Source organism: Massilia varians (genome assembly GCF_027923905.1).
GTDB lineage: Bacteria > Pseudomonadota > Gammaproteobacteria > Burkholderiales > Burkholderiaceae_D > Telluria > Telluria varians_B.
The window spans coordinates 3,705,826-3,726,806 of sequence record NZ_AP026966.1; the positions used below are offsets into that span (position 1 = coordinate 3,705,826).

Sequence of the window (20,981 nt, forward strand, 5' to 3'; positions counted from 1 at the left end):
CCTTATTTGATGTAATAGCCGGACACCTTCCAGCTGCCATCCGGCTCGCGCATCGGGACCACGGTCTCGACGCCGGCCCTGTTGGCGAACACGGTCTGGTATTCGATCACGACGTACTCGCCGCCAGGTGCGCCCGGAAGCTGGCGCGTATAGCGCGCCGACACCCGCTCGCGCGACTTGATGGCGCCGAGCGGTGTGCGTACCGCGACCATCGCGTCGTTCCACTGGGCCTGGGTCACGGCGCCACGGAAGGCACTGGCGCCCTGGGACCAGCTCCCGGCATAGTCGCCGGCATCGGCCAGGGCCAACCAGGCCTCGGCAGCCGTGGTCGCGGCCTGCGTCGCTGCCGTGGATTCCTGCGCGGCGGCAGGCTGCGTGAAGAGGGCGAGGGTCAACAGGGCGGCTTCGAATTTCATGACGATCTCCGGTCTTGGCTGTTAGCGGTGTCGACCAGCATACCGGATCGTCGACGCAACAATGTCGCGCATTGTTGCGTCCGACACCAACTCAAGCGAGCTTGGCCTGGAACTCGGACGAGGCGATATCGGCCAGGTCGCACAGCGCCTGCAGCTCGGCCGAACGCAGGCGGCGCGGTTCGCGGTCGATCACGCACAGGGTCCCCATCGGCAGGCCGGAACGGTCGCGCAGCGGCACGCCGGCATAGAAGCGGATGTGCGGCTCGGCCAGCACCAACGGGTTCTCGTGGAAGCGCTCGTCGGTGGCGGCGTCTTCGACCATGAAGGGCGCATCCTGCAGGATGGCGTGCGAGCAGAAGGCCCATTCGCGCGGCGTCTCCTGCGGCCCCAGGCCGACGCGCGCCTTGAACCATTGGCGACGGGCGGTCAGCAGCGACACCAGCGCGATCGGCGAAGCGGTAACGGTGGCCGCCAGGCGCACGATGCGATTGAAGCGCTCTTCCTGCGGGCTGTCGACCAGCCTGGACGCCGCGAGCGCCGCCAGGCGGCGCGGCTCATCGGCGATGGTCGGGAAGGTTTCATCGCCCTGGAGCAGGAATTCGGGGTCGGTCGGTGCCTGTACCAGCGTTTCGCCGGAAAGCGCGCCCGACAAGGGGCCTGCACGGTCCAGCATGGCCTGGATCGTACTTTGACGGGTACGCCGGTGGCCCCCTGGGGTTTTCCACGAGGGGATGGCGCCGCTCTCCATCCATAATTGAACGGTGCTGGTCGCGACGCCCAGCATGCGCGCCGCGGCACTGGTGGTGAGGATCGGGTCCTCTTCGGTGAACTTGCTCTGCATTAGCGGTCCTGGTTATCCCTTCAAGTATACCCGAAATGACGAAATCCCTCATTTAAAACAGACATTCTAGAGATGAGTTTCAGATATACACAAATAACTCAAATTCAATTGCGAATAAGAAATTATACATACATACTCCTGCGCAATTTAAGCAGAATCGCTTAGTCAGTTACTAACTTTTCGTTCATTTATCTGAAAAGGCCACCATGCACTTCTTCCAGCGCGCGGGCATTGCGACCAGGCTCACCACGGCATTTGCCCTGATTTTGTCGGTCACCCTCATCCTCGCGGCGTTCTCGGTGTCACGCGTGAACAACATCGAACGTACATTGCAAACCGCCGACGCGGTCAGGAACGGCGAACTCGAACCCCTGTACGCCGCCCGCGAAGCCCTGGCCCAGACCGGCATCGCGGCGCGCAATGCCTACATCTTCCAGGACGACGCCGCGGCCCGGCGCGAGCTCGACCTGGTCGACGCGCGCAAGGCCGAGTACCTGGCCGCCCTCGCCCGCCTCGATCCGGTCCTGCGCGACAACGCGCAGTACGGCAAGGTGCGCGACGGCATGCTGGCCATGGCGCGCGAGCTGGAACGGCCCCGCGCCTATCGGGCGAGCGGCGACATGGAAGGCTTCGGCCGCTTCCTGGTCGAGGAATGCAGCCCGCTGCGCCGGAGCATCGTGGCCGACATCGACGTGCTGCTCAAGGGCTTGCAGGCGCGGACCGCCGAGGCCGTCCAGCTTGCCAAGGCCGAGGCCGCGGGCACGCGCTACTGGATCACCGGCCTGAGCATGCTGGCCGTGGTGCTGTGCGTGCTGGTGGCGCTGCTGCTGGTGCGCAGCCTGCTGGCCCAGCTCGGCGGCGAACCGGCCTACGCCGCCCGGGTGGCGCACGCCATCGCCGGCGGCGAGCTGCACCAGGCGGTGGACACGGCCCGCGCCCGGCCGTCCAGCCTGCTGTATGCGATGAGCGCGATGCGCGACGGCTTGAGCAGCATCGTCGGCAAGGTCCGCGGCGGAACCGACGCGATCGCCTCGGCATCGATCCAGATCGCTTCGGGCAACCTCGACCTGTCGACCCGCACCGAGACCCAGGCCGCCGCGCTGGCCGAGGTGGCGAGTTCGATGAAGCAGTTGATCGAATCGGTGCGCCGGAACGCCGAGTACGCGGCGCAGGCCAGCCAGCTGGCCGGCACCGCCTCGAGCATTTCGGTCAAGGGCGGCGCGGCGGTGGAGGAAGTGGTCACCACGATGCAGCTGATCGACACCTCCTCGAAGAAGATCGTCGACATCATCGCGGTCATCGACGGTATCGCCTTCCAGACCAACATCCTGGCGCTGAACGCGGCGGTCGAAGCGGCGCGCGCCGGCGAGCAGGGACGTGGATTCGCCGTGGTGGCGAGCGAGGTGCGCAACCTGGCGCAGCGCTCCGCCGCGGCGGCCAGGGAAGTCAAGCTGCTGATCGAGGACTCGGTGAGCAAGGTCGGTCTGGGGGCCGTGCTGGTGGGTGAAGCCGGCGAGACGATCCGCCAGGTGGTCGACGGCGTGCACCGCGTCAGCGACATCATGGGCCACATCAGCAGCGCGACCAGCGCCCAGCGCGCGGACATCGAACGTGTGGACGACGCCATCGCGCGCCTGGACGAGATGACGATCCAGAATGCGGCGCTGGTCGAACAGGCGGCAGCGGCGGCGCAGTCGCTGCGCCGGCAGGCGGCCGAGCTGGCGGCGGTGGTGGATACCTTCCAGCTCGAAGAGGAAAGGTCTTCGGCGCGCCGGCCGGCGCGCCCGTGATCAGCCCGGGCCCGGGTGGTTGAACACCTGCCGCAGGTAGGCCAGGAAGGTCTCGTCCGTGCACATCGACTTGCCCGGCGTATCCGACAGCTTGGCCACCGGCTGCCCATTGCAATGGGTGAGCTTCATCACGATGTTCAGCGCCTGGTAGGGCGTGTCGTTGGTGAGCTTGGTGCCGATGCCGAAGCCCAACATGGTGCGGTCGGCGAAGTGGCGGTACAGGGCGAGCGCCTTGGGCACCGTGAGGGCGTCCGAGAACACCAGCCGCTTGCTGCGCGCATCGATGCGCAGCCGTGCATAGTGCGCCAGGGCCTTCTCGCCCCACTCCACCGGGTCACCCGAATCGTGGCGCAGGCCGTCGAACAGCTTGGCGAAATACAGGTCGAAGTCGCGCAGGAACGCATCCATGCCGACCACGTCGGTGAGCGCGGTGCCGAGGTCGCCCCGGTATTCCTGCACCCAGTCTTCCAGGGCCGCCTTCTGGAAGTCGCGCAAGCGCACTCCGAATGCCTGGTAGGCCTGCAGGTATTCGTGCGCCATGGTCCCGATCGGCACCAGATCGTACTTGTGCGCCAGGTAGACGTTCGAGGTGCCCTTGAAGAACTGCGGCAGCTCGCGCGCCATGGTCGCCACCACCTCGTCGTGCCACTCGCCGGAAAAGCGCCGGCGCACGCCGAAGTCGAAGAACTCGAAGGGCGTGGCGCGCGCCGGCTCGTTCTCGAAGGCGCGCAATTCGTCGATCTTCTGCTGCAGGCGCACCCGCGCCTCGCGGATCGCGGCCTGCTGGTCAAAGCGGCGGAAGTACAGTTCGTTGACGATGTAGAGCACAAAGATCTCGAAGCCCATCACGTGCACCAGCGGACCGGTGGCGCGGATGCGCAGGTGCGGGCCGTCGGTCTCGACCTGGATGAACTTGCGCTGGAAGCGGAACAGCGTGAGGAAATCGGCGAAGTCGCTCTTGATGAAGCGCAGGCTGCGCAGGTAGGCGACTTCGTGCTCCTGGAACAGCATCGAGCACAGGTGGTCGAGCTCGCGCTCCACGTCTTCCTTGAGCTCGGCCAGCGGATAGGCCGGCTGGTTCCGGCACAGGAATTCGTACTCGCCGATCGCGTCCGGGTGGCTGTGCAGCAGCGCCTGCCACATGGTGAATTTGTACAGGTCGGTTTCCAGCAGACTGCGGACGATGGGCTTCATCAGGCTCCTTCAGGCGGTGGCGGGATGTTTCTTGCTGCGCTTTTTCGGCGCCAGCATGGTGCCGGTGCAGCCCGGCGTGCCGCAGCGGCAGGCGAACAGCTTCTTGAGGGCCGGGGTGTGGCGCTCGTCGTAGATCAGCGCGTAATTGTAGTTCAGCTCTTCGCCGGGCGCGATGTCGCGCATCGCGTGGATGTAGACCCGCCCCTCGTCCTCGAAGGCCTCGCAGTTGGGCGAGCAGGCGTGGTTGATCCAGCGCGCCGCGTTGCCGTGGCTGCCGCCGTCGATCACGCGGCCGTCCGCCAGCGTGAAATAAAAGGTGTGGTTGATCGGACCGCCCGCCTCGAGCGCGCGCCGGGTCGCCTCGTCCCAGGTGATGCGCTCGCCCCGGTATTCGATGATGCGCTCGCCGGCGCCGATCGCCTTGAGCGCGAACACGCCGTTGCCGTGGACGGGGGACTTCCTGACTTCATAGGCCTTGGCGGCGGCGGTGCGGGCTCTGGTGCTCATCGTGTCCTTGTCTGGTCATGGCGGCGGCGGCGCCGCCGGCCTTGCATGTCGAGCACGTATTATGGAGCCAATCGCTTGCGCGATGCCGCACATTTTGTGCGCCGCGACCCGGGTCAGGCCAGCGCTGGCGCTTGCGCCTCGCAGGACAGCATCCCGGTGCTGGCCGCCAGCCGCTCCGCGCTCCAGCCGTCGCCGAGCAGGATCATCCGGGTGTGGAAATCGTCGCCCAGGCAGGGCGCGGCGCCGGGCGCCTGCTGGCGCAGCTTCTTGTCGCGCAGCGCCACGTACAGCAGTTCGCGCTGCCGCGCCAGGGACAGCCAGAGCGCATGGGCGCCGGCCGATTGCCGCGCGCCGCTGATCAGGCAGTTCCCGCCCTCCAGCCACCAGCGGTAGATGGCCGTCGCGATCCCCTTGCGCTGGTAGGGCGGGGCAAACTTGGAATGCGGCGCGCGCAGGTGGCGGTCGGCGCGCCGGTCCAGCTCGACCAGGCGGTTGAACACCGTGTAGCCCGCCAGGCGGCGCAGCTGCAGGTCTTCCGCGTACACATAATGCTCGCCGTCGGCCTCGCGGTGGCGGAACACCAGCCCCGGATATTCGCCGGGCGCCACCGGCACGGTGGCCAGCCCGTGCAGGCGGTGGCCGGGGCGCTGCATGCGGCGGTACAGTTCATCGAGCTCGCGTCCCAGGTCGTCGGGGCGGTGCACCACATCGATCCGCAGTTCCGCGGGCCGCTGCCAGGCCCAGCCGAAGCCGGGCGCCAGGATCATGCTAGCCATCGGCAGCTCCGCAGCGCGGCACCCAATGGCCGCTCAGGAGCTGGGGTGGCCGCTCGCTCGCGTGCACCTGCGCGCTGCAGTCCCAGCGGTCCTGCTGGATCGCGAGGCCGGCGAACACGCCGTAGCCTTCGCCGGCGCGGATCTCTTCGCCGGCGAGCAGGCTCTCGCCGGCCCGGATCGCCCCCGCGGCGGCCAGGGCGCCGCCCGCCTTGATGCCCCAGGCGGCTTCGAGATGCCCGCCGCTCTCGATGCCGCCGCCCGATTCGATGCCGCGGCCGGCACGGATGTCCGCCTGCCCGGTGATCGCGCCACCGGCGCGGATGGCCTGTTCGCAGCGCGCCGGACCGCCCAGCACGATCTCGTGTCCCGCATTGCAGTCGCCATCCAGGGACAGCGTGCCGCCGCAGGCGATGTCCCAGCCGGCGCGCAGGGAGCCGCCCACGCGCATGTCGCCCAGCACATGGATGCCCCAGCCGGCGTCGACGCCGCCCGCGGCCGTCAGCGTGCCGGCGCACTGGATGCCGCCGCCGGCACGGATGTCGTCGCCGCCTTCGATCGACTGGCCGGCGCGGATGCCGCCGCCGGCGCGAATGACGCCGCCGGCCCTGAGCACGGTGTCGATCTCGATGTTGCCCTTCACCTCGAGCGAGCCGGCGAACACCAGGGCCTCGGCGTCGATCGCGTCGACCGTCATCACTGCCGAGGTCGGGCCGAACTGCGTCAGCAGCCAGCAGGCGTCGTCCACCCGTCCGGCCGCGACCAGGGCGTCGAGCAGGGGCTGGTAATCGCTGCCCTGCGCATGGTGCTGCAGGAACCAGCGGAAGCCATCCGCACAGGGACGCTTCGTCTTGATGAAATTCTTGTTCAGATCCATGTGATTCTCTTCTTGCATACGGACGGCCCGCGGCGCTGCCACAGCGCGCGGGGCGGCCGCAGTATCGGTGAAATCGGATGGGCTGCCTATTCGCCCGGGTCCGTACGGGAAACCCTTAGATCGGGTGCCTACGCCGCGGGCGCCGAACTCGCCGGCAGCGCCAGGATGTCGCAGTCGGAGCGGGCCAGCGCCTCGCCGAGCAGGCTGCGCAGGAACACGCCGCGCAGACCGGGAACCGGGTCGTTCGGCAGCACCAGAAGGTCGGGACGCAGGCGCCGCTCCGCATACTGGAGCACGGTGGGCGCGTAGCCATGCTCGACGATGCGCACGGTGCCGTCCGGCGCGTCCATGCCTTGCAAGGCGTCCTCGCGCTGCTGCTGGACGAAGGCCTCGATCCGGTCTTCGCCAGCGCCGGACGCGCGCAGCCGGTTCTCGCCCTTGCGGTCGAGCGCCGCCAGCAGCACGATCTCGGCCCCGGGCGCAACGCCGCCCAGGTGCGCGAGCGCCTCGCTCACGGAATGGCCGGGTTCGACCAGCACCAGGGCGCGCCGGTAGGCATGCGCGGCGTCGCGCCTGGCCATCAGGACCGGGTGTGCGGCGCCTTGCGCGATGGCGGGCGCGAGGCGCAGCGCGTGGCGGCCGGGACCCCAGGCCCGGTGCGCTTCGACCACGCTCAGGCGCGCCTGGCCGAAGCGCCTGCGCAGATCGGCGCCGCTGCGCGGCCAGCCGCGCTGGGCCTCGACCTCGAACAGGAAGCCGGTGTGGCGCTCGACCAGTTCGGCGAGCTGCACCAGGCGCTCGCGCTGGTGCTGGGCGCAGGCCTCGGCGCTCATGCCGCGCAGGAAATGCTGGAGGCCGTAGTGGTGGAAGTGCACCAGCAGGCCCCGTTCCCCGCGCTGCTGCGCGAGGCAGGCGGCGCGGCGCGCCACCTGCACGGTCTTGTCGGACCATTCGGCCGCGACCAGCGTCCAGTTGCTCACTTCGCCATCCCTTGCCATCGACATCCATCCTCCAGGGACGGCCAGTACGCCTGCCGCGCATCGACGGCCGCCCAATCCGTCCAGTATAATGAGGCGCCGATCCCAGCACATCCGCAGCCCGCGTACGGGAAGCCCTTAGCGCGCCCCACGACGCCGGGCGCATCCGAGGAATCCGACATGTTCGATCTCCGTGCCGTCCGCGCCGTCTGGCTCGGCGGCGCTTTCTGCCTTGCCTACGTCGCCCTCGACGTGACCAGCGGCCCCGAGGCGCGCCACCAGACCATCGCTCCGGTGTGGCATCCCGCCGCCGGCCTGGCGCTGTTCCTGGTCCTGCGCTGCGGGCGCCGCGCCGCCCTGCCGCTGGTCCTGGCCGCCCTGCTGGCGGCCGCGATCACCCCCGCCCTGCCGGCGCGGCCGGCATTTTCGCTGCTGATCGGACTGCTGCCGCCGGCCATCTACCTGGCCGTGGGCACGGCCATGCGCCGCCACCTGCCCGGCAGCGCCTTCCATGCGAGCCACCAGGGGCTGCTGCTGTGGGCGGTGTTCGCCACCATGGGCAGCCTGGGCGGCGCCCTCGCCTACGCCAGCGTGCTGCACGGGCCGGAAGTATTCTCCACGCGCGGGTGGCTGGACGTGGTGGCGCGCTACGCGATCGCCGAGACCGCCGGCATGCTGGTGGTGGTGCCGATCTGCCAGTTCCTGCTCGACGAGGAGCTGCGCGCGGCCTACCTCGGCCGGATCCTGCGCTGGGAGACCGCCGCCTACATCGCCCTGATGGCCGCGGTGCTGGCGGTCGCGCTGCAGCGTCCGGCGCCGGAATCGCTGGCCTACTACCTCCTGATCCTGCCGCTGGCCTGGTCCGCCGCGCGCCAAGGCATGGCCGGCGCGGTCACGGCCGCCCTGGTGCTCGAGATCGGCGTCACCGTGGCCTCGCTGCGCCCGATCGCCTACGCCGCGCAGATGCCGAACGTGCAGATGCTGGTGCTCACCCTGACCCTGTCCGGCTTCCTGATCGGCATCGCGGTCGACGTCGCGCGCCGCGCCAGCCACGAGCTGCGCCATTCGCTGCGGCTGGCGGCGGCCGGCGAGATGGCGGGCGCGGTCGCGCACGAGCTGAACCAGCCGCTGACCGCCCTGTCGATGTACGGCAGCGCCTGCGAGCGCCTGATGGCGCGCGGCGACAGCGGGGAGCTGCTGCAGAAGACCATCCGCGCGATGGTCGCGGAATCGCAGCGCGCCTCGGAGGTGCTCAAGCGCCTGCGCGAATTCTTCCGTACCGGGACCACCGCGCTCGCGCCGGTGGCCGTGCCTGCGCTGGTGGGAGACATGCTTGCCTCGTTTGCGGACCAGGCGGCGCGCGAAGGCGTGCGCCTGGAAGCGGGGCCGATGCCCGACGCCTGCGTGCTGGGCGACCGGGTCCAGCTCGAGATCGTGCTGCGCAACCTGCTGTCGAACGCCATCCATGCGGTCGCCTCGATGCCGGCCGGCGTCGAGCGCCGGATCGCGCTGGACGCCGGCGTGGAAGGCGAGTCGGTATGGATCCGCATCGCCGACAACGGCCCGGGCATCGCCGACAAGATCCGGGCGCGCCTGTTCGAACCCTTCATCTCGCTCAAGTCCAGCGGCCTGGGCCTGGGACTGGCGATCAGCCGCGCCATCATCGAGACCCACGGCGGCGCACTGAGCGTCGAACCGGGGCGCCACGCCATCCTGAGAATCACCCTGCCGGCCCACACCGGGGACGGCGAAAGGACCTCCTGACATGAACCGCAACCAGACCGTGTACATCGTCGACGACGATGCCGCCGTGCGCGACGCGCTCGGTCTCCTGCTGAGCCTGCATGGCTACCGGACCGCCTTCTTCTCCGACGCGGACTCCTTCCTGCGCGCGTGGACGAGCGAAGCCAACGGATGCCTGTTGCTGGACATTCGCATGCCGGGGATGGATGGATTGAGCCTGCAGAAGAAGTTGCGCGAACTGGGCAGCCGCCTGCCGGTCCTGATCATCACCGGCCATGGCGACGTCCATTCGGCGCGCGAAGCGTTTCGTTCGGAAGCGGTGGATTTCCTGGAAAAGCCGCTGCAGGAAGGGCCGCTGGTCGCGGCCATCGAGGAAGCGCTGGCGCGGGCGGCGCGCCCGGGCGCGGGCACGGCCTCGCCGGACTACCTGAAACGCCACGCCAGCCTGACCCCGCGCGAGCGCGAGGTGATGGAGCTGGTCGTGGCGGGCCGGCACAACCGCGAGATCGCCGAAGAACTCGGGATCAGCGTGCGCACCGTGGAAGTGCACAAGTCACGGGTGATGGAGAAACTGCAGGTGGAGTCGATCGCGGAACTGGTCCGCCAGCACCTGCAGAACCCGATCGGCTAGTCAGGCCGCGGGCAGCGCCTCGCTGTGCGCCGCCGGCGGCACGCCGTCCGGCTGCGCCACCGCCATCTCGCCGAACAGCAACTGCCCGGCCAGCACAGCCGCCAGCGTGGCCGCCATGGCCTTGAGCGCGGTGCGCCGCGATTGTGCATTGCGCTCCAGCAGGTGCTTCGCCAGGCGCCGCTTGCTGCGCCGCTCCATCCGCTGTTCCATCCGCTGCTTGGCGCGCAGCGCCGCATCCCGGCCAAACAATCCCGGTCGATACATTGACATTCCGTCCTCCAATTCGCCCCTGCTGCGGGGCATTCATCATGTCGCGGCGCCTCGGCCGCGGGTCGGGTTCGCAAGGAGGCTCGGGAGCTGCACGGCGGCGGACCAGCAGGCCGCGCGCGCGCAATCCCGAGCCTAGGCGAGGCCGGCGTGGCCTCGCATCCGGCGCAACCGGTACATGACGATGGGAGTGACGGGCATCATGCCGTCAACCGTGCCGGCGTGCCAGCGCCGCGTCGAGCTGGCGACCGGCCAGCACCAGGCCTTCGCGCAAAGCCGCCGCGTCGCCGGTGCGGACCGCCAGGGCCGCTTCGAGCGCATCCCGGAACGGCAGCAGGGCCAGGGCCAGGTCCTGGTGACCATAGCGGGCCGCCAGCGCGAGATCGGCCGTGGCGCGCCGCCGTGCCTGGCCGAGTTCGGCCATTGCCCCATCCAGCTGGTGCTGCAGCGCCGCGATACGCCGCCCGGTGGCGGCGATGCGCTCCTCGATGCCGCCCCCATGCGCGGACGGCGCTCCCTTGACGTCTGCGTCGTCTTGCGGGTGGAACGACCCGGCACAATTCATCTCGGTCATGACGTTCTCCTTTCTGGTGGGTTGCAAAGTGGCTGGTAAGGCGGCGCCGGCGGCATGATCGCCGGCGGCTCCACCTCGACGATGTCGACCAGCATGGAGCGCGCGTTCGGCAGCGCGATCTCCACGCTGCAGCCTTCGGCATGCCCGAGCAGTCCCAGCGCCAGCGGCGACAGGATGGTCACCCGCGCCAGCAGCGCGTTGGCGTCATACGGGCAGGCGATCACGATGGAACTCAGGTCGCGCGCGCCGTCGGGCCGGTAATGGACCGTCGCCCCCAGCGAGACGTGGCGGCGCGCCGCGTCGGTCTCGGGCAGCGGCAGCGACGACGCCAGCAGGGCCGCGAGCTTGCGCCCGGAGGGGTCGCGCGAACCCGCGTCGATGGCGTGCTCGCGTGCGAAACGATGAAGGACGGCCAGGTCTTGCTGGCTCAGGTAATGCCTGGTACACATACGATGCCTTTCCCAGCCCGCGGTGGGGCTGGCCGACAGTAACGAATCAGGCCGGGCGCCGTGGCGCCGCGACTACTGGACGATCTTGTGGGTGCGGCTCGGGAGAGTCAGCGGACTCTCGCCGAGCTCAAGAGAGGCAGGCGAGATCGCGCGTCGAGCGTTGTGCCAGACGAGCGTGGTAGACGCTCAATCCGAGCGACAGGCCGGTGTGCGGGCAGCGGGCGGCTTCGACGGCGCCGACGCGCGACGTCCGCACGCTGGAGGATGAACCAATGCCGAAAGAAGAAATGCAGCGCATGTCCGGTCGATGTACGTGAAGTGGAATCGGGACCAGTATATACCACCTGTTTTTTTCGTCAACACGGCGGCCAGCGCGCGGCGTGGAATCAGTCCGCACCCGCGCGCGGCAGCAGCAGCAGGTCGCACTCGGTGCGGGCCAGCAGCGCGCGCAGGCCGGCGCGCCGGCGCCATGCCGCCCACGGCCCGCCCCCGCCATCGGCCAGCACCAGCACGTCCGGCCGCGTCATGGCGGCATGCGCCGCGACCGCCGCGATCCAGGGCTGGCGCAGCACCATCAGCACGGGGCGGACCTGGCGTGCCCGCAACTGCGCGGCGAAGCGCCACAGCGCCGCGCGCGCGACCCCTTCGCTGCTGCGCCGGCAGGCGTCGAGCGTGGCCGCGCCCACGCCCGCCATGCGCATGCCGCCCTCGCCGCGCACGCGGCAGCCGTGCAGGAGGGTGAAGCGCATGCGCGGCAGCGTACGGATGGCCAGGCGCGCGCTCTCCAGCGAGGACGGCGACAGATCCGTCGGAAACAGCGCATGGCCGTCCTGGCGCGACTGGTACTGCCGGCCGGCGCGCACCAGCAGCACGGCGCCGGCGCCGGCACGCAAGGCCGCCAGCGCGCGCGCCGCGTTATGCCGCACCGGCCACAAGGGGTGCGCCTGCCAGTGCAGCACCCGCATCTCCCCCGCGTCCTGGCCGCCGGTGCGATGCCAGGTGCTGCCGCCCTGCGGCATGATGGTGTCGTAGGCCATGTCTTTCCTCCTCGCTCAATGAGCTCCCGGCGGGGCTTACGCCGCCAGGCGCCGGTCGCTGCCGTCGCCGTGGCGGTCCGGTCCGACCAGGAGATCGCATGCGCCCTCGTCCATCAGCCTTTGCATCACGTTGGTGCAGGACAGGCGCGCACCCGGATGGCACGCGCCGCGCCCCAGCACCAGCAGGTCGGCCTGCTGGCGCCGCACGCAATCGCGGATGACATCGAACGCGCGCCCGGCATGCACTTCGCGCCGCCCCGGCGGCACGTCATGCAGGAACAGCTCGACGAACTCGTCGAGCTTCCTGCGCGCGGCCTCCCAGCCCTGCTCGCGGTAGGAGCGGATCACCCGCAGCGGCAACTCCAGCTCGCGCATCATGGCCGTCTCGGGCTGCTGGAAGGCGTGCACGAAGACGAAACGGGCGTCCGGCGCAAGCAGCGCCGCGGTGCGCGCCGCCGCCAGCGAAGCACGCGAGAAGTCGGTGGCCACCACGACATTACGGTAATCGTGGCGCGGCTCGCCGTGCACCAGCAGCACGGCGCCCTGGCACAGGCGCACGACGTCGGCGTCGCGCGAGGGCCGCGCCCACAGCGGCAGGCGCGGCCTGCCGCTGCCCGCCATCAGGGTCAGGTCGGCCCGGATGCTGTCGGCTGTCACGGCGATCACGTCGGCCGGATGGCCGCGCCGGACCGTCCACACCTTGTCCAGCTCGTCCGGCAGCGGGAAGTCGCCGAGCGGCCTGGCCTCGCCATCGACCAGCGCCCTGAGCTTGCCGCCATCGACCTGGACGTGGCTGTAGGCGGTGGTGGGACGCATACCGCTGCCGGCGCGCTTCAGGGCCAGCACGTCGAAGGCCTCGACGCCCAGCGCCGGCGCCAGCAGCGAAGCCCGCATTTCGACACGGCCGGGATGGGACTGGTTTATCGCGAGCAGGATCCGGTCGATTCTACGCACAGTGTCCTCCCTGGATACCGTCGTGTGGCGTGGCGCGCGCCACCGCCTTGGCCAGCTGGCGCTGCGCCAGCTCCACGCTCTCGCGCAGGGGCGCGGCGTCGCCCAAGGCGAGCAGCCCGCCGGCCGGGTCCTGCCGGCCGCAGCGCTCGGCCTGCGCCAGCTCGGCGGCCGCGCGCCGGCGCGCCTGGGCCAGGTCGGCAAGCGCGTCATCCAGCCGTCGCTGCAAGGCCGCGATGCGCTGGCCGGCGGCCGCGATGCGCTCTTCGATGCCGGGCTTGCGCCCCGGCGCTGGCTTGTGCTCGATATCGGTCATGGCTTCTCCTTCAAGCGTAGGTAGGGATAAGGGGATCGTGCGGCGTGCCCTGGCCGGACTCAGGCCGGCAGGCCCGAGGGCGGCTGCACCTCGACGATTTCCAGGCGCATGCTGCGCCCCAGGGGCAGCTCGACATCGACCGTGCAGCCCTCGGCATGTCCCAGCAGGCCCAGCGCAAGCGGGGCCAGTACCGGAACGCGCGGCAGCATGGCGTGCGCATCTTGCGGAGAGGCGATGACGATGGTGTCGAGATCGCGGCTGCCCCGGCTGGGGACGGCGGTGCCGCAGGCGGCGACGCGGTAGCGCACGCTCGCACCGAGCGAGACGCGGCGCGCCTGGCCGCCGCTATCGATGCCGGGAAGCGCCCGGGAGACGGCGGTCAGGTGCGCCAGGCGGCGCACGGCGGCGTCGACCCGGCCGGGATCGGCCGATCGTGCCCGCACGAAGCGCGTCAGAACAACCAGGTCGTGCTGGCTGAGGTAGGTGGTAGTGCACATGGTTTGCCTTTCCCAGCCCGTTCCAGGCTGGCCAATAGGAACGAATGGCGTGCCGCGGCATGGCATCAGCCAATGCGCAGCGCTTCAGACGATGCTTTGGAGGGGGCTCGGGAGAGTCGGGAAGCTGGGCTTGCCCGGCTCTCGCCGAGCTCAGGAAAGGCAGGCGAGATCGCGCGTCGACAATTGTGCGAGACGAGCGTGGAAGACGCTCAGTCCGAGCGACAGGGGAAGGTGGGGGACAAGTTGCGACATGCGGGCAGCGCCGACGGCGGCAGCGCGCGCCGTGCGCGTGCTGGAGGAACAAGCTGTGCCGTAGGAAGAAATGCAGCGCATACCGGATCGAATCTCATCAATTGGATACCGGTCCAGTATATACCACCAGCTTTTTTCGTCAACCGAGCTGGGCCGGGGCGCGAACGGCGCCCCGGCCCAGCTCGGGCAGCTCAGGCGGGGAACTCTTCCTCGCGGTATTCCACGCCCTGCCCGTCGGCCTGCGCGGCGCCGGCGGCGCGCCCGGCTTCTTCCTTGCGCAGCTCGACGCGCCGGATCTTGCCCGAAATGGTCTTGGGCAGCTCGCGGAACTCGATGCGCCGGATGCGCTTGTAGGGCGCGAGCCGCTCGCGCGCGAACGCGAACAGCGATGCCGCCAGCTCGCGCGAAGGCGGGACGCCCTGGCGCAGGGTGACGAAGGCCTTCGGCACCGACAGCCGCAGCGGGTCCGGGCTCGGCACGATCGCCGCCTCCAGCACCGCCTCGTGCTCGATCAGGACGCTCTCGAGCTCGAAGGGGCTGATGCGGTAGTCCGAGGACTTGAACACGTCGTCGTTGCGCCCGACGTAGAAGTAGTAGCCGTCCTGGTCGACCGTGGCAGTATCGCCGGTATGGTAGTGGCCGGCGCGCATCACCTGGGCGGTCTTTTCTTCGTCGCCCTCGTAGCACATCATCAGCCCCAATGGCGCCGGATCGAGCGACAGCGCGATCTCGCCTTCCTCGGCGGGCTGCTCGTCGATGTCGAGCAGCGCCACCCGGTAGCCCGGCAGCGGCCGGCCCATCGAGCCGGGCTTGATCGGCTGGCCCGGCGGGTTGCCGATCTGGCAGGTGCTTTCCGACTGGCCGAAGCCGTCGCGGATGCGGATGCCCCAGGCCTGCTCGACCTGTTCGATCACCTCGGGGTTGAGCGGCTCGCCGGCGCCGACCAGTTCGCGCAGCGGCGGGCGCCAGGCGCTCAGGTCTTCCTTGATCATCATGCGCCAGACCGTCGGCGGCGCGCACAACGAGGTCACGCCGCAGCGCTGGATCGTGTCCAGCGCGGCCTTGGCGGAAAAACGCTCGTAGTTGTAGACGAAGATGGCGGCGCCCGCGTTCCAGGGCGCGAAGAAGCAGCTCCAGGCGTGCTTGGCCCAGCCGGGCGAGGAGATGTTCCAGTGGACGTCGCCCGGCTGCAGGCCGATCCAGTACATGGTCGACAGGTGGCCGACCGGATAGCTCTGGTGGCTGTGCAGCACCAGCTTGGGCTTGGCCGTGGTGCCGGAAGTGAAATACAGCAGCAGCGGGTCGGTGGCGCGGGTCTCGCCCTGCGGCGTGAACACCGACTGGATGTCGTGGCTGTCGGCGAAGTCGCGCCAGCCTTCGGGTTTGGCGCCTGCCGCGCCGCCCACCGCGATGCGGGTGAAGCTGCCGGCCATGCCGTCGAACTTGTGCGCTTCGGTGGCCTGGGCGATGACGTGCCTGACGCGGCCGCGCGCGATGCGGTCCTGCAGGTCGGGGCCCGACACCAGCATGGTGGTCGGCACCAGCACCGCGCCAAGCTTGATCCCGGCCAGCATGATCTCCCACAACTCGACCCGGTTGGGCAGCATCAGGAGCACCCGGTCGCCGCGCCTGACCCCGCATAAGCGCAGGTACTCGGCCACCTGGCACGAACGCGAGGCCATGTCGGCGAACGAGATTTTCTGCTCGCGGCCGTCCTCTTCGACTACCCAGAGGGCCGTGGCGTGGTTGTCCCTGGCCATCTGGTCGAAGTAGTCCAGCCCCCAGTTAAAGGCGTCGAACCGGGGCTGCCGGTACTCGCGATAGGCGGTGTCGTAGTCGAGGCGGTGCTGCAGCAGGAAGTCGCGCGCTTGCAGAAAGCGCTGGGTCGGCGTCATGGTGTCTCCTGGGTCGCTAGGGTGGCATGGCCGCTGTGGCCATCCCTGGCCATTCTGCCATGTTTGCGCGCGCTGTTCCAACTCGGCCGGCATGACCGGCCGAGACCGGAACCGTCAAGTGCGCTTGAGCGCCGTCACGCGCATCTCGTCGCGCGGCTCCATCATGTCGATGACGCGGCAGTCGCCGCACATGCGCAGGCGGTCGAGGTGGCCGCTGAAGGCGGGATGCGAAGCCAGACGGCCGAGCATGTTCTCGACCATCTGCAGGGTGCCGAAGGGCTGGTCGCAGCGGATGCAGTGGAAAGGCTGGGACTCGTTGAGCACCACGGCCTGGCCGCGGCTCTCCATGAAGGACAGGCGCGGCGCCAGGCTGATGGCGTTTTCCGGGCAGGTGCTGGCGCACAGGCCGCACTGGACGCAGTTCTTCTCGATGAAGCGCAGCAGCGGCGCGCCCTGCCCGTCCTGCAGCGCCCCGGCCGGGCAGGCGCCGACGCAGGACATGCACAGGCTGCAGGCCTTGCGGTCGACCTCGATCGCACCAAAAGGCGCGCCGGCCGGCAGCGCGACCTGCTCGGGCGCCAGCGGCGCATGGCGGTGCAGGTGCTCGAGGGCGTAGTCGAGCGTGTTGCGCTTGTCGTTCGCCAGGTGGAAGGTCGCCGGCTCGGCAGGGGTACGGCCGCGCGGGGCGTGGCGCAGCGCCACCGCCAGTTCGTCCGGCGCCTCCACGCGCAGCAGCTGGAAATGCGGGCCTTCGTAGCCGAGGCCGCTCAGTACCGCCTGGACGATCTCCATCTGCTGGTCCAGCAGGGCGACATACTGGGGAGCTTCGCGCCCCGTCAGCAGCACCGAGATGCCGGCCGCGCCATAGGCCACGGCGGCGAACCAGACGTCGATGCCGGTCGAGGCGGTGTGCTGCAGCGCCAGCGGGATCGCGCGCCCGGGCACCGACTCGCCCAGTTGGGCCAGCAGCGCGGCGCCGTGTTCCGGGTCGTGCAGCACGAAGACAGGGTCTTGCCCGCCGCCTTCGCGGTAGGAGCGCAGCGCCGCCTGCATGCGCTTGCCGGTCAGCGCCGCCGGCGGGAAGGCATAGCTGATGGCGCCGGTCGGGCAGGCCGTGGAACAGGCGCCGCAACCGGCGCACAGGTAGGGGTTGACCTTGACCCGGTCGCCGTCGCCGGAAATCGCCTGGGCCGAGCAGATCTCGATGCAGGCGCTGCAGCCCGTCAAGCCGTTGCGGCCATGGGCGCAGGTACGTTCCTTGTACGAGAAATACTTGGGCTTCTCGAAGTCGCCCACCATGTCGAGCATGGCCTCGACCGCCTCCAGGCGCGCGCCATCGTCGTAGCCGGGCGCGTAATACCCGTGGGGGCGCTGGTGGCTGGGAATCAGGCGGCTCGGGCTGAGGTCGAGCACGAGGTCGAAGCGGCCCTGCTGGACCGGCTGCCCGGGCGCCTGCCAGCGCGCCTCGAAGGCGCCCAGCCAGCCCGCCAGCGCGACGGTGCGCGCCACGTGCACCGGATACGGGCGCAGCGGCATCGTCTGCTGGCTGTCGAGCAGCAGCACGGTGACCGGCAAGGCCGCGGCGAGCCGGTCGGCCCAGGGCAAGGCGTGTTCGGCGGCGCCGACCACCAGGGTGCGGCCGCTGGACTGGTAGCTGACGGTGACGGCCGGCTCGAACACGGGGATAGCGTCGGCAGCCAGGATGGCCGCGCCCCTGGCCTGCGCATTGCGGCCTTCCTGGACCGGGTCGAGCGGCGGATTGTCGGTAAAGCGGATGTTCATGCGTTCCCTTGTCGTGTGGACGGCGGCGCCTGTTCGGGTTCCGGCACCGGCTGCGCTTGCTGTGCCTGTGCCTGCCCTGCCGCCTCGGCCTCTTTCTGCCGGTCGTCGAACAGGCGCGTGACCAGGCCCTGCGCATGCTTGAGCGAAGCCAGCATGGCCGGGGTGAGCGGCGCCGCCTTGTTGTAGTCGTTCATGTAGATATCGAGGCCGTCGATCGCATTGAAATGCGGATCGGCGAACAGTTTTTTGAGCGCCAGACGCCGCACCGACTGGTCGACGCCCTTGGCCACGAAGGCGGAGAAGTCGGCATCCGGGGTGAGCCGCGCCGCGTCTTCGAGCGTCGGCAAGGGGGCGCGTGGCGCCGCGTCGGCTTCCTGCATGGCGCCGCCAGGAGGCTCGCTCACGGGTACAGGGGGCGCCGGTGCGCGCGGACCTTCGGCCGGCGCCGCGTCTGCGCCGGATGACTTCAGCCGCGCCCAGCGCCGGAAGAAACCTTCTTCGGACATTCCGGCCCCGCTCATCCGTGCTGGCGCCCGCGGCGCGAGCGCGGCTTGGGCTGGTAGTGCTCGCGCAGGTAGCCGGCCACCCAGGCATAGATCTCGGCCGGCATGGCCACGCCGTCGGCCTGCTCGCCCGAGTCGAACATGCGCGTGCCCTCGACGTAGCTGACCGAGGCGCGTACGGGAATCGCCTTGCCCTCCTCCATACGCCACAGCACGAACACCTTGGAATCCGGCGCCATGCAGTTTTCGTAATAGCCTTCGTTCTCGTCGGTGTACAGCTCGAGTTCGAGGCCGGAGACGAGGTAGTAGTCGCGCTCCGGAGTCTCGCTGAGCACCTGCAGGCGCGGCAGGTTGCCGCGGTCCGGCACCACGCCGACCGCCTCCCAGGCCTCGTCGGCCCAGCGGTGCTGCACGGCGCGCCGCTGCATGATCACCGCGATTGGCATGCTTCCCATCTTCATTGCTTGTTCGCCGTCTTGGGGCTGTGTTCCTTCTCCACCGCCGGGGCCACACCCTTGGGCACCGACCGGGTCTGCCTGGTCTTGACGTCCTCGCTGGGCGCCGCGGTGCCCAGCTTTTCGCTCTTGATCGGGACGTTGGCCGCGTTCAGCGCCTGCGGGCTGTACGGCGCGGCGCCGGTCGCGGGCGCGGCCGCGGCGGTGCCGGGCGCCGCATTCGCGGGCGCCGCCGCCGGCATGCCGGCGTTGGGCGGTGTGCCCCCGGGCGGCACCATGCCGGCCGCCGCCGCCGCGCGGGCGGCCCCAGGCGCAGCCGCGCCGGGCGGCACCGGATTGGCGACCTGGCCGGGCGCCATGCTGCCCGGGCCGGCCACGCCGGGCGCCAGCCCCTGCCCCGCAGCCGCGGGAGCGGCGGCGACCGTGGTCGGCGCCACGATCTTGTAGCCCTTGGCCGGCGCCTGCGCACGCCAGCGCGCGCTGACCGCGTCCATCGACGCTGCAAGCAGTTCCTTGTCCTTGGCCGCCTTGGCGTCGGCGGCGGCCTTCTTGGCGGCGGCTTCCTGCTGCTGTGCGGGGGTCGGCGGCTTCAAGGCCGCCCAGCTGGAAGCGCTGCAGGCCAGCAGGCCGGCAAGCACCCAGCGCAAGCTTCGATGTGTGCTCATGTTCATTGTTTGGCTCCCAGTGTTCCCGGCGCTGCGGGACCTTTCGGCGCCGCATTGGTGGCGCTTGGCGCTTCCACCGTGCCCGGCGCCGGCGCCGCCGGTTTGCCGTTGTCGCCCGGCTGGGTCTGCGTTCCCGGCTGCGCACCGGATGACGGCGCCACACCCGAGGACGGCCCTGCGCCGGTTTCGGAGGTGCTGCCGCCGAGCTGCGCTCCGCCGGTATTGCCGCCCGAACCGCCGGCAGTGCCCGGTTGTCCGCCGGCATAGGTGGCGTCGGTGACCGGCTTGGCCGTGCTGGCGATGATGGCGCCCGCGGTACGGCCTCCGGCCGTAACCTGGCCCGGGTACTTGGTCTGTTCGATGCCGCCCACGCTCGGGTTGCGGCCGCGGTCGCAGCCGCTGGCCAGCGCCGCAAGCAAGGCCAGCGCGCCGGGGATGATGATGGTGGATGCTTTCATGGTGTTCCTCGCGTGCCTCAGGCGGCCGGGCCCGGACGGGGGCTCGGGTGGCCCGGCCGGGCGTCCGGATGGGGACGGTGCGCCGGGTCGGTCGCGGTGCCGTTGCGGACCTGTTCCAGCCACAGCGAGTGGTGGACGGCGGCCCAGTTCTCGTCGACGTGGCCTTCGCGCATGGCCTGGTAGGCCCCCGGCGTGCCCCAGGTGCCGATGTAGATATGGCCCATGGCGGCGGCGATGTACAGGGCAGCGCCGCCGATGTGCAGGTAGTTGGCCACCTGCAGCACGTAGCGGGTCTGGCCGAAGGTGACGAAATCCAGGATCAGGCCGGTAATCGACATGACGATGCCCAGCAGGGTCAGGCCGAGCCAGAACCAGGCCTTTTCGCCCGCGTTGAAGAAGCCGGCCGGCGGATGCTTGTGCGACACCAGGCCGCCGCCCTGCTTCACCCACTGCCAGTCGTTGCGGTTGAAGAAGTTGCGGCGCAGGAAAGTGATGAACATCAGCACCGAGCAGACGATGAACAGCGGCCCAACGAAGTTGTGCAGGTACTTGGAGATGATCGCGACCCAGGAGAACAGGTCGTGCCCCATCCAGGGCAGCATGATCTTCTTGCCGTACATGATGATGATGCCGGTGATCGCCAGCGCGATGAAGCTGTAGGCCGTGGCCCAGTGCACGTTGCGCTCCCAGGCGGTGAAGCGCTTGATCTGGCGTCCGGACGGCGCCACTTCCTTGGCGGCGCCGACCGCCTTGTAGAACACGAAGATCAGGAGCGGCACCGCCAGCAGGATGAAGCCGGCGATGCTGGCCAGCGGCCCGTTGCGTAGCATGCGCCAGGTGTTGCCGCCGCGCTGGACGATGACGTTGGCCTCGGTGGCGCCGTACTGGCCCAGGAAGTGGCGGTCCATGTGGACCCGCCCCGAGGCCGCGTTGGTCAGGCCCGGCTCCTTCACCACCGAATCGCCTTCGATCTGGAGCATGGTCTGCTCCTCGGCGTAGGCGGGCTTGGCGTCCTTGTTGGGTACGCCGGCCCAGGCGGCCGTCGACAGCAGTGCCAGCACCAGGCCAGTAATCAGCAACTGCGTCAGCAACAGCGACGCGCGCGAGGAAATGGCGTGCATGGTCGGCTCC

24 protein-coding genes are annotated in these 20,981 nt (G+C 69.9%); 3 read left to right on the forward strand and 21 right to left on the reverse strand.

Annotation, left to right across the window (positions count from 1 at the left end):
• Window positions 1–2 precede the first annotated feature (2 nt).
• Both MasN3_RS16610 and MasN3_RS16615 read right to left on the reverse strand, forming a co-directional pair.
• Window positions 3–416, reverse strand: a complete 414-nt coding sequence (locus tag MasN3_RS16610) for a DUF4019 domain-containing protein (protein ID WP_281908653.1) — start codon at window positions 414–416, stop codon at window positions 3–5.
• Window positions 417–507: 91 nt separating this feature from the next.
• Window positions 508–1,257: a GAF domain-containing protein gene (locus tag MasN3_RS16615; RefSeq protein ID WP_281908654.1), complete on the reverse strand. Its 750-nt coding sequence runs from the start codon at window positions 1,255–1,257 to the stop codon at window positions 508–510.
• A 206-nt stretch (window positions 1,258–1,463) separates the two neighbouring features.
• Between MasN3_RS16615 and MasN3_RS16620 the strand changes: the two genes are divergently transcribed.
• A complete protein-coding gene (locus tag MasN3_RS16620) occupies window positions 1,464–3,047 on the forward strand; it encodes a methyl-accepting chemotaxis protein (RefSeq protein ID WP_281908656.1) in 1,584 nt (527 codons plus the stop codon).
• On the opposite strand, the gene pncB is transcribed toward MasN3_RS16620, so the two are convergent.
• The 5 genes from pncB to MasN3_RS16645 form a co-directional block, all read right to left on the reverse strand.
• Entirely contained in the window at window positions 3,048–4,241 is a 1,194-nt protein-coding gene (gene pncB, locus MasN3_RS16625; protein ID WP_281908657.1) for a nicotinate phosphoribosyltransferase, read from the reverse strand.
• A gap of 9 nt (window positions 4,242–4,250) precedes the next feature.
• Complete coding sequence (locus MasN3_RS16630; RefSeq protein WP_281908658.1) at window positions 4,251–4,748, reverse strand: SET domain-containing protein; 498 nt, start codon at window positions 4,746–4,748, stop codon at window positions 4,251–4,253.
• 113 nt (window positions 4,749–4,861) lie between these two features.
• Window positions 4,862–5,524 carry an N-acetyltransferase gene (locus MasN3_RS16635; RefSeq protein ID WP_281908660.1) on the reverse strand — a complete coding sequence of 221 codons (663 nt, stop codon included), beginning with the start codon at window positions 5,522–5,524 and terminating at the stop codon, window positions 4,862–4,864.
• Window positions 5,517–6,398 carry a hypothetical protein gene (locus tag MasN3_RS16640; protein ID WP_281908661.1) on the reverse strand — a complete coding sequence of 294 codons (882 nt, stop codon included), beginning with the start codon at window positions 6,396–6,398 and terminating at the stop codon, window positions 5,517–5,519. The genes MasN3_RS16635 and MasN3_RS16640 overlap by 8 nt, the downstream gene beginning before the upstream one ends.
• 128 nt (window positions 6,399–6,526) lie before the next feature.
• A complete protein-coding gene (locus MasN3_RS16645) occupies window positions 6,527–7,402 on the reverse strand; it encodes a universal stress protein (RefSeq protein WP_281908662.1) in 876 nt (291 codons plus the stop codon).
• 153 nt (window positions 7,403–7,555) lie between these two features.
• Between MasN3_RS16645 and MasN3_RS16650 the strand changes: the two genes are divergently transcribed.
• Together MasN3_RS16650 and MasN3_RS16655 are read left to right on the forward strand one after the other, a co-directional pair.
• Window positions 7,556–9,139, forward strand: coding sequence for an ATP-binding protein (locus tag MasN3_RS16650; RefSeq protein WP_281908664.1), 1,584 nt, complete (start codon window positions 7,556–7,558; stop codon window positions 9,137–9,139).
• Window position 9,140: 1 nt separating this feature from the next.
• Complete coding sequence (locus MasN3_RS16655) at window positions 9,141–9,749, forward strand: response regulator transcription factor (protein ID WP_281908665.1); 609 nt, start codon at window positions 9,141–9,143, stop codon at window positions 9,747–9,749.
• On the opposite strand, the gene MasN3_RS16660 is transcribed toward MasN3_RS16655, so the two are convergent.
• From MasN3_RS16660 to MasN3_RS16725, 14 genes are all read right to left on the reverse strand, one after another.
• Entirely contained in the window at window positions 9,750–10,019 is a 270-nt protein-coding gene (locus MasN3_RS16660) for a hypothetical protein (protein ID WP_281908666.1), read from the reverse strand.
• Between the two features lie 205 nt (window positions 10,020–10,224).
• A complete protein-coding gene (grpE, locus tag MasN3_RS16665) occupies window positions 10,225–10,590 on the reverse strand; it encodes a nucleotide exchange factor GrpE (protein WP_281908667.1) in 366 nt (121 codons plus the stop codon).
• Window positions 10,587–11,039 carry a GreA/GreB family elongation factor gene (locus MasN3_RS16670; protein WP_281908669.1) on the reverse strand — a complete coding sequence of 151 codons (453 nt, stop codon included), beginning with the start codon at window positions 11,037–11,039 and terminating at the stop codon, window positions 10,587–10,589. Before MasN3_RS16670 ends, grpE begins: the two co-directional genes overlap by 4 nt.
• Before the next feature lie 386 nt (window positions 11,040–11,425).
• The gene (locus tag MasN3_RS16675) at window positions 11,426–12,076 is read right to left on the reverse strand and encodes a hypothetical protein (RefSeq protein WP_281908671.1); all 651 of its coding nucleotides are present in this window, start codon (window positions 12,074–12,076) and stop codon (window positions 11,426–11,428) included.
• 36 nt (window positions 12,077–12,112) lie between these two features.
• Window positions 12,113–13,030 carry a universal stress protein gene (locus tag MasN3_RS16680; RefSeq protein WP_281908673.1) on the reverse strand — a complete coding sequence of 306 codons (918 nt, stop codon included), beginning with the start codon at window positions 13,028–13,030 and terminating at the stop codon, window positions 12,113–12,115.
• Window positions 13,023–13,343: a hypothetical protein gene (locus tag MasN3_RS16685; RefSeq protein WP_281908674.1), complete on the reverse strand. Its 321-nt coding sequence runs from the start codon at window positions 13,341–13,343 to the stop codon at window positions 13,023–13,025. The genes MasN3_RS16680 and MasN3_RS16685 overlap by 8 nt, the downstream gene beginning before the upstream one ends.
• A gap of 59 nt (window positions 13,344–13,402) precedes the next feature.
• Entirely contained in the window at window positions 13,403–13,840 is a 438-nt protein-coding gene (locus tag MasN3_RS16690) for a GreA/GreB family elongation factor (RefSeq protein ID WP_281908675.1), read from the reverse strand.
• 443 nt (window positions 13,841–14,283) lie between these two features.
• A complete protein-coding gene (locus tag MasN3_RS16695) occupies window positions 14,284–15,987 on the reverse strand; it encodes an AMP-binding protein (protein WP_281908676.1) in 1,704 nt (567 codons plus the stop codon).
• A 114-nt stretch (window positions 15,988–16,101) separates the two neighbouring features.
• The gene (locus MasN3_RS16700; RefSeq protein ID WP_281908677.1) at window positions 16,102–17,769 is read right to left on the reverse strand and encodes a 4Fe-4S binding protein; all 1,668 of its coding nucleotides are present in this window, start codon (window positions 17,767–17,769) and stop codon (window positions 16,102–16,104) included.
• Window positions 17,766–18,275, reverse strand: a complete 510-nt coding sequence (locus tag MasN3_RS16705; protein WP_281908678.1) for a DUF3306 domain-containing protein — start codon at window positions 18,273–18,275, stop codon at window positions 17,766–17,768. The genes MasN3_RS16700 and MasN3_RS16705 overlap by 4 nt, the downstream gene beginning before the upstream one ends.
• Window positions 18,276–18,286: 11 nt before the next feature.
• Window positions 18,287–18,727, reverse strand: coding sequence for a DUF3305 domain-containing protein (locus tag MasN3_RS16710; protein ID WP_281908679.1), 441 nt, complete (start codon window positions 18,725–18,727; stop codon window positions 18,287–18,289).
• A gap of 2 nt (window positions 18,728–18,729) precedes the next feature.
• Entirely contained in the window at window positions 18,730–19,392 is a 663-nt protein-coding gene (locus tag MasN3_RS16715) for a hypothetical protein (protein WP_281908680.1), read from the reverse strand.
• Window positions 19,393–19,394: 2 nt separating this feature from the next.
• Window positions 19,395–19,850: a hypothetical protein gene (locus tag MasN3_RS16720; protein ID WP_281908682.1), complete on the reverse strand. Its 456-nt coding sequence runs from the start codon at window positions 19,848–19,850 to the stop codon at window positions 19,395–19,397.
• 17 nt (window positions 19,851–19,867) lie between these two features.
• Window positions 19,868–20,971 carry a formate dehydrogenase subunit gamma gene (locus tag MasN3_RS16725; RefSeq protein ID WP_281908683.1) on the reverse strand — a complete coding sequence of 368 codons (1,104 nt, stop codon included), beginning with the start codon at window positions 20,969–20,971 and terminating at the stop codon, window positions 19,868–19,870.
• Window positions 20,972–20,981: the final 10 nt, after the last annotated feature.

Excerpts from the sequence above, each read along its gene's own strand:
- MasN3_RS16620 (WP_281908656.1), top strand. The coding sequence starts at position 1,464 with ATGCACTTCTTCCAGCGCGCGGGCATTGCGACCAGGCTCACCACGGCA.
- MasN3_RS16685 (WP_281908674.1), bottom strand. The coding sequence starts at position 13,343 with ATGACCGATATCGAGCACAAGCCAGCGCCGGGGCGCAAGCCCGGCATC.
- MasN3_RS16660 (WP_281908666.1), bottom strand. The coding sequence starts at position 10,019 with ATGTCAATGTATCGACCGGGATTGTTTGGCCGGGATGCGGCGCTGCGC.
- MasN3_RS16725 (WP_281908683.1), bottom strand. The coding sequence starts at position 20,971 with ATGCACGCCATTTCCTCGCGCGCGTCGCTGTTGCTGACGCAGTTGCTG.
- MasN3_RS16615 (WP_281908654.1), bottom strand. The coding sequence starts at position 1,257 with ATGCAGAGCAAGTTCACCGAAGAGGACCCGATCCTCACCACCAGTGCC.
- MasN3_RS16715 (WP_281908680.1), bottom strand. The coding sequence starts at position 19,392 with ATGAGCACACATCGAAGCTTGCGCTGGGTGCTTGCCGGCCTGCTGGCC.
- MasN3_RS16675 (WP_281908671.1), bottom strand. The coding sequence starts at position 12,076 with ATGGCCTACGACACCATCATGCCGCAGGGCGGCAGCACCTGGCATCGC.
- MasN3_RS16700 (WP_281908677.1), bottom strand. The coding sequence starts at position 17,769 with ATGAACATCCGCTTTACCGACAATCCGCCGCTCGACCCGGTCCAGGAA.
- MasN3_RS16630 (WP_281908658.1), bottom strand. The coding sequence starts at position 4,748 with ATGAGCACCAGAGCCCGCACCGCCGCCGCCAAGGCCTATGAAGTCAGG.
- MasN3_RS16650 (WP_281908664.1), top strand. The coding sequence starts at position 7,556 with ATGTTCGATCTCCGTGCCGTCCGCGCCGTCTGGCTCGGCGGCGCTTTC.
- MasN3_RS16640 (WP_281908661.1), bottom strand. The coding sequence starts at position 6,398 with ATGGATCTGAACAAGAATTTCATCAAGACGAAGCGTCCCTGTGCGGAT.
- pncB (WP_281908657.1), bottom strand. The coding sequence starts at position 4,241 with ATGAAGCCCATCGTCCGCAGTCTGCTGGAAACCGACCTGTACAAATTC.
- MasN3_RS16655 (WP_281908665.1), top strand. The coding sequence starts at position 9,141 with ATGAACCGCAACCAGACCGTGTACATCGTCGACGACGATGCCGCCGTG.
- MasN3_RS16635 (WP_281908660.1), bottom strand. The coding sequence starts at position 5,524 with ATGGCTAGCATGATCCTGGCGCCCGGCTTCGGCTGGGCCTGGCAGCGG.
- MasN3_RS16705 (WP_281908678.1), bottom strand. The coding sequence starts at position 18,275 with ATGTCCGAAGAAGGTTTCTTCCGGCGCTGGGCGCGGCTGAAGTCATCC.
- MasN3_RS16695 (WP_281908676.1), bottom strand. The coding sequence starts at position 15,987 with ATGACGCCGACCCAGCGCTTTCTGCAAGCGCGCGACTTCCTGCTGCAG.
- grpE (WP_281908667.1), bottom strand. The coding sequence starts at position 10,590 with ATGACCGAGATGAATTGTGCCGGGTCGTTCCACCCGCAAGACGACGCA.
- MasN3_RS16720 (WP_281908682.1), bottom strand. The coding sequence starts at position 19,850 with ATGAAAGCATCCACCATCATCATCCCCGGCGCGCTGGCCTTGCTTGCG.
- MasN3_RS16610 (WP_281908653.1), bottom strand. The coding sequence starts at position 416 with ATGAAATTCGAAGCCGCCCTGTTGACCCTCGCCCTCTTCACGCAGCCT.
- MasN3_RS16670 (WP_281908669.1), bottom strand. The coding sequence starts at position 11,039 with ATGTGTACCAGGCATTACCTGAGCCAGCAAGACCTGGCCGTCCTTCAT.
- MasN3_RS16645 (WP_281908662.1), bottom strand. The coding sequence starts at position 7,402 with ATGTCGATGGCAAGGGATGGCGAAGTGAGCAACTGGACGCTGGTCGCG.
- MasN3_RS16690 (WP_281908675.1), bottom strand. The coding sequence starts at position 13,840 with ATGTGCACTACCACCTACCTCAGCCAGCACGACCTGGTTGTTCTGACG.
- MasN3_RS16710 (WP_281908679.1), bottom strand. The coding sequence starts at position 18,727 with ATGGGAAGCATGCCAATCGCGGTGATCATGCAGCGGCGCGCCGTGCAG.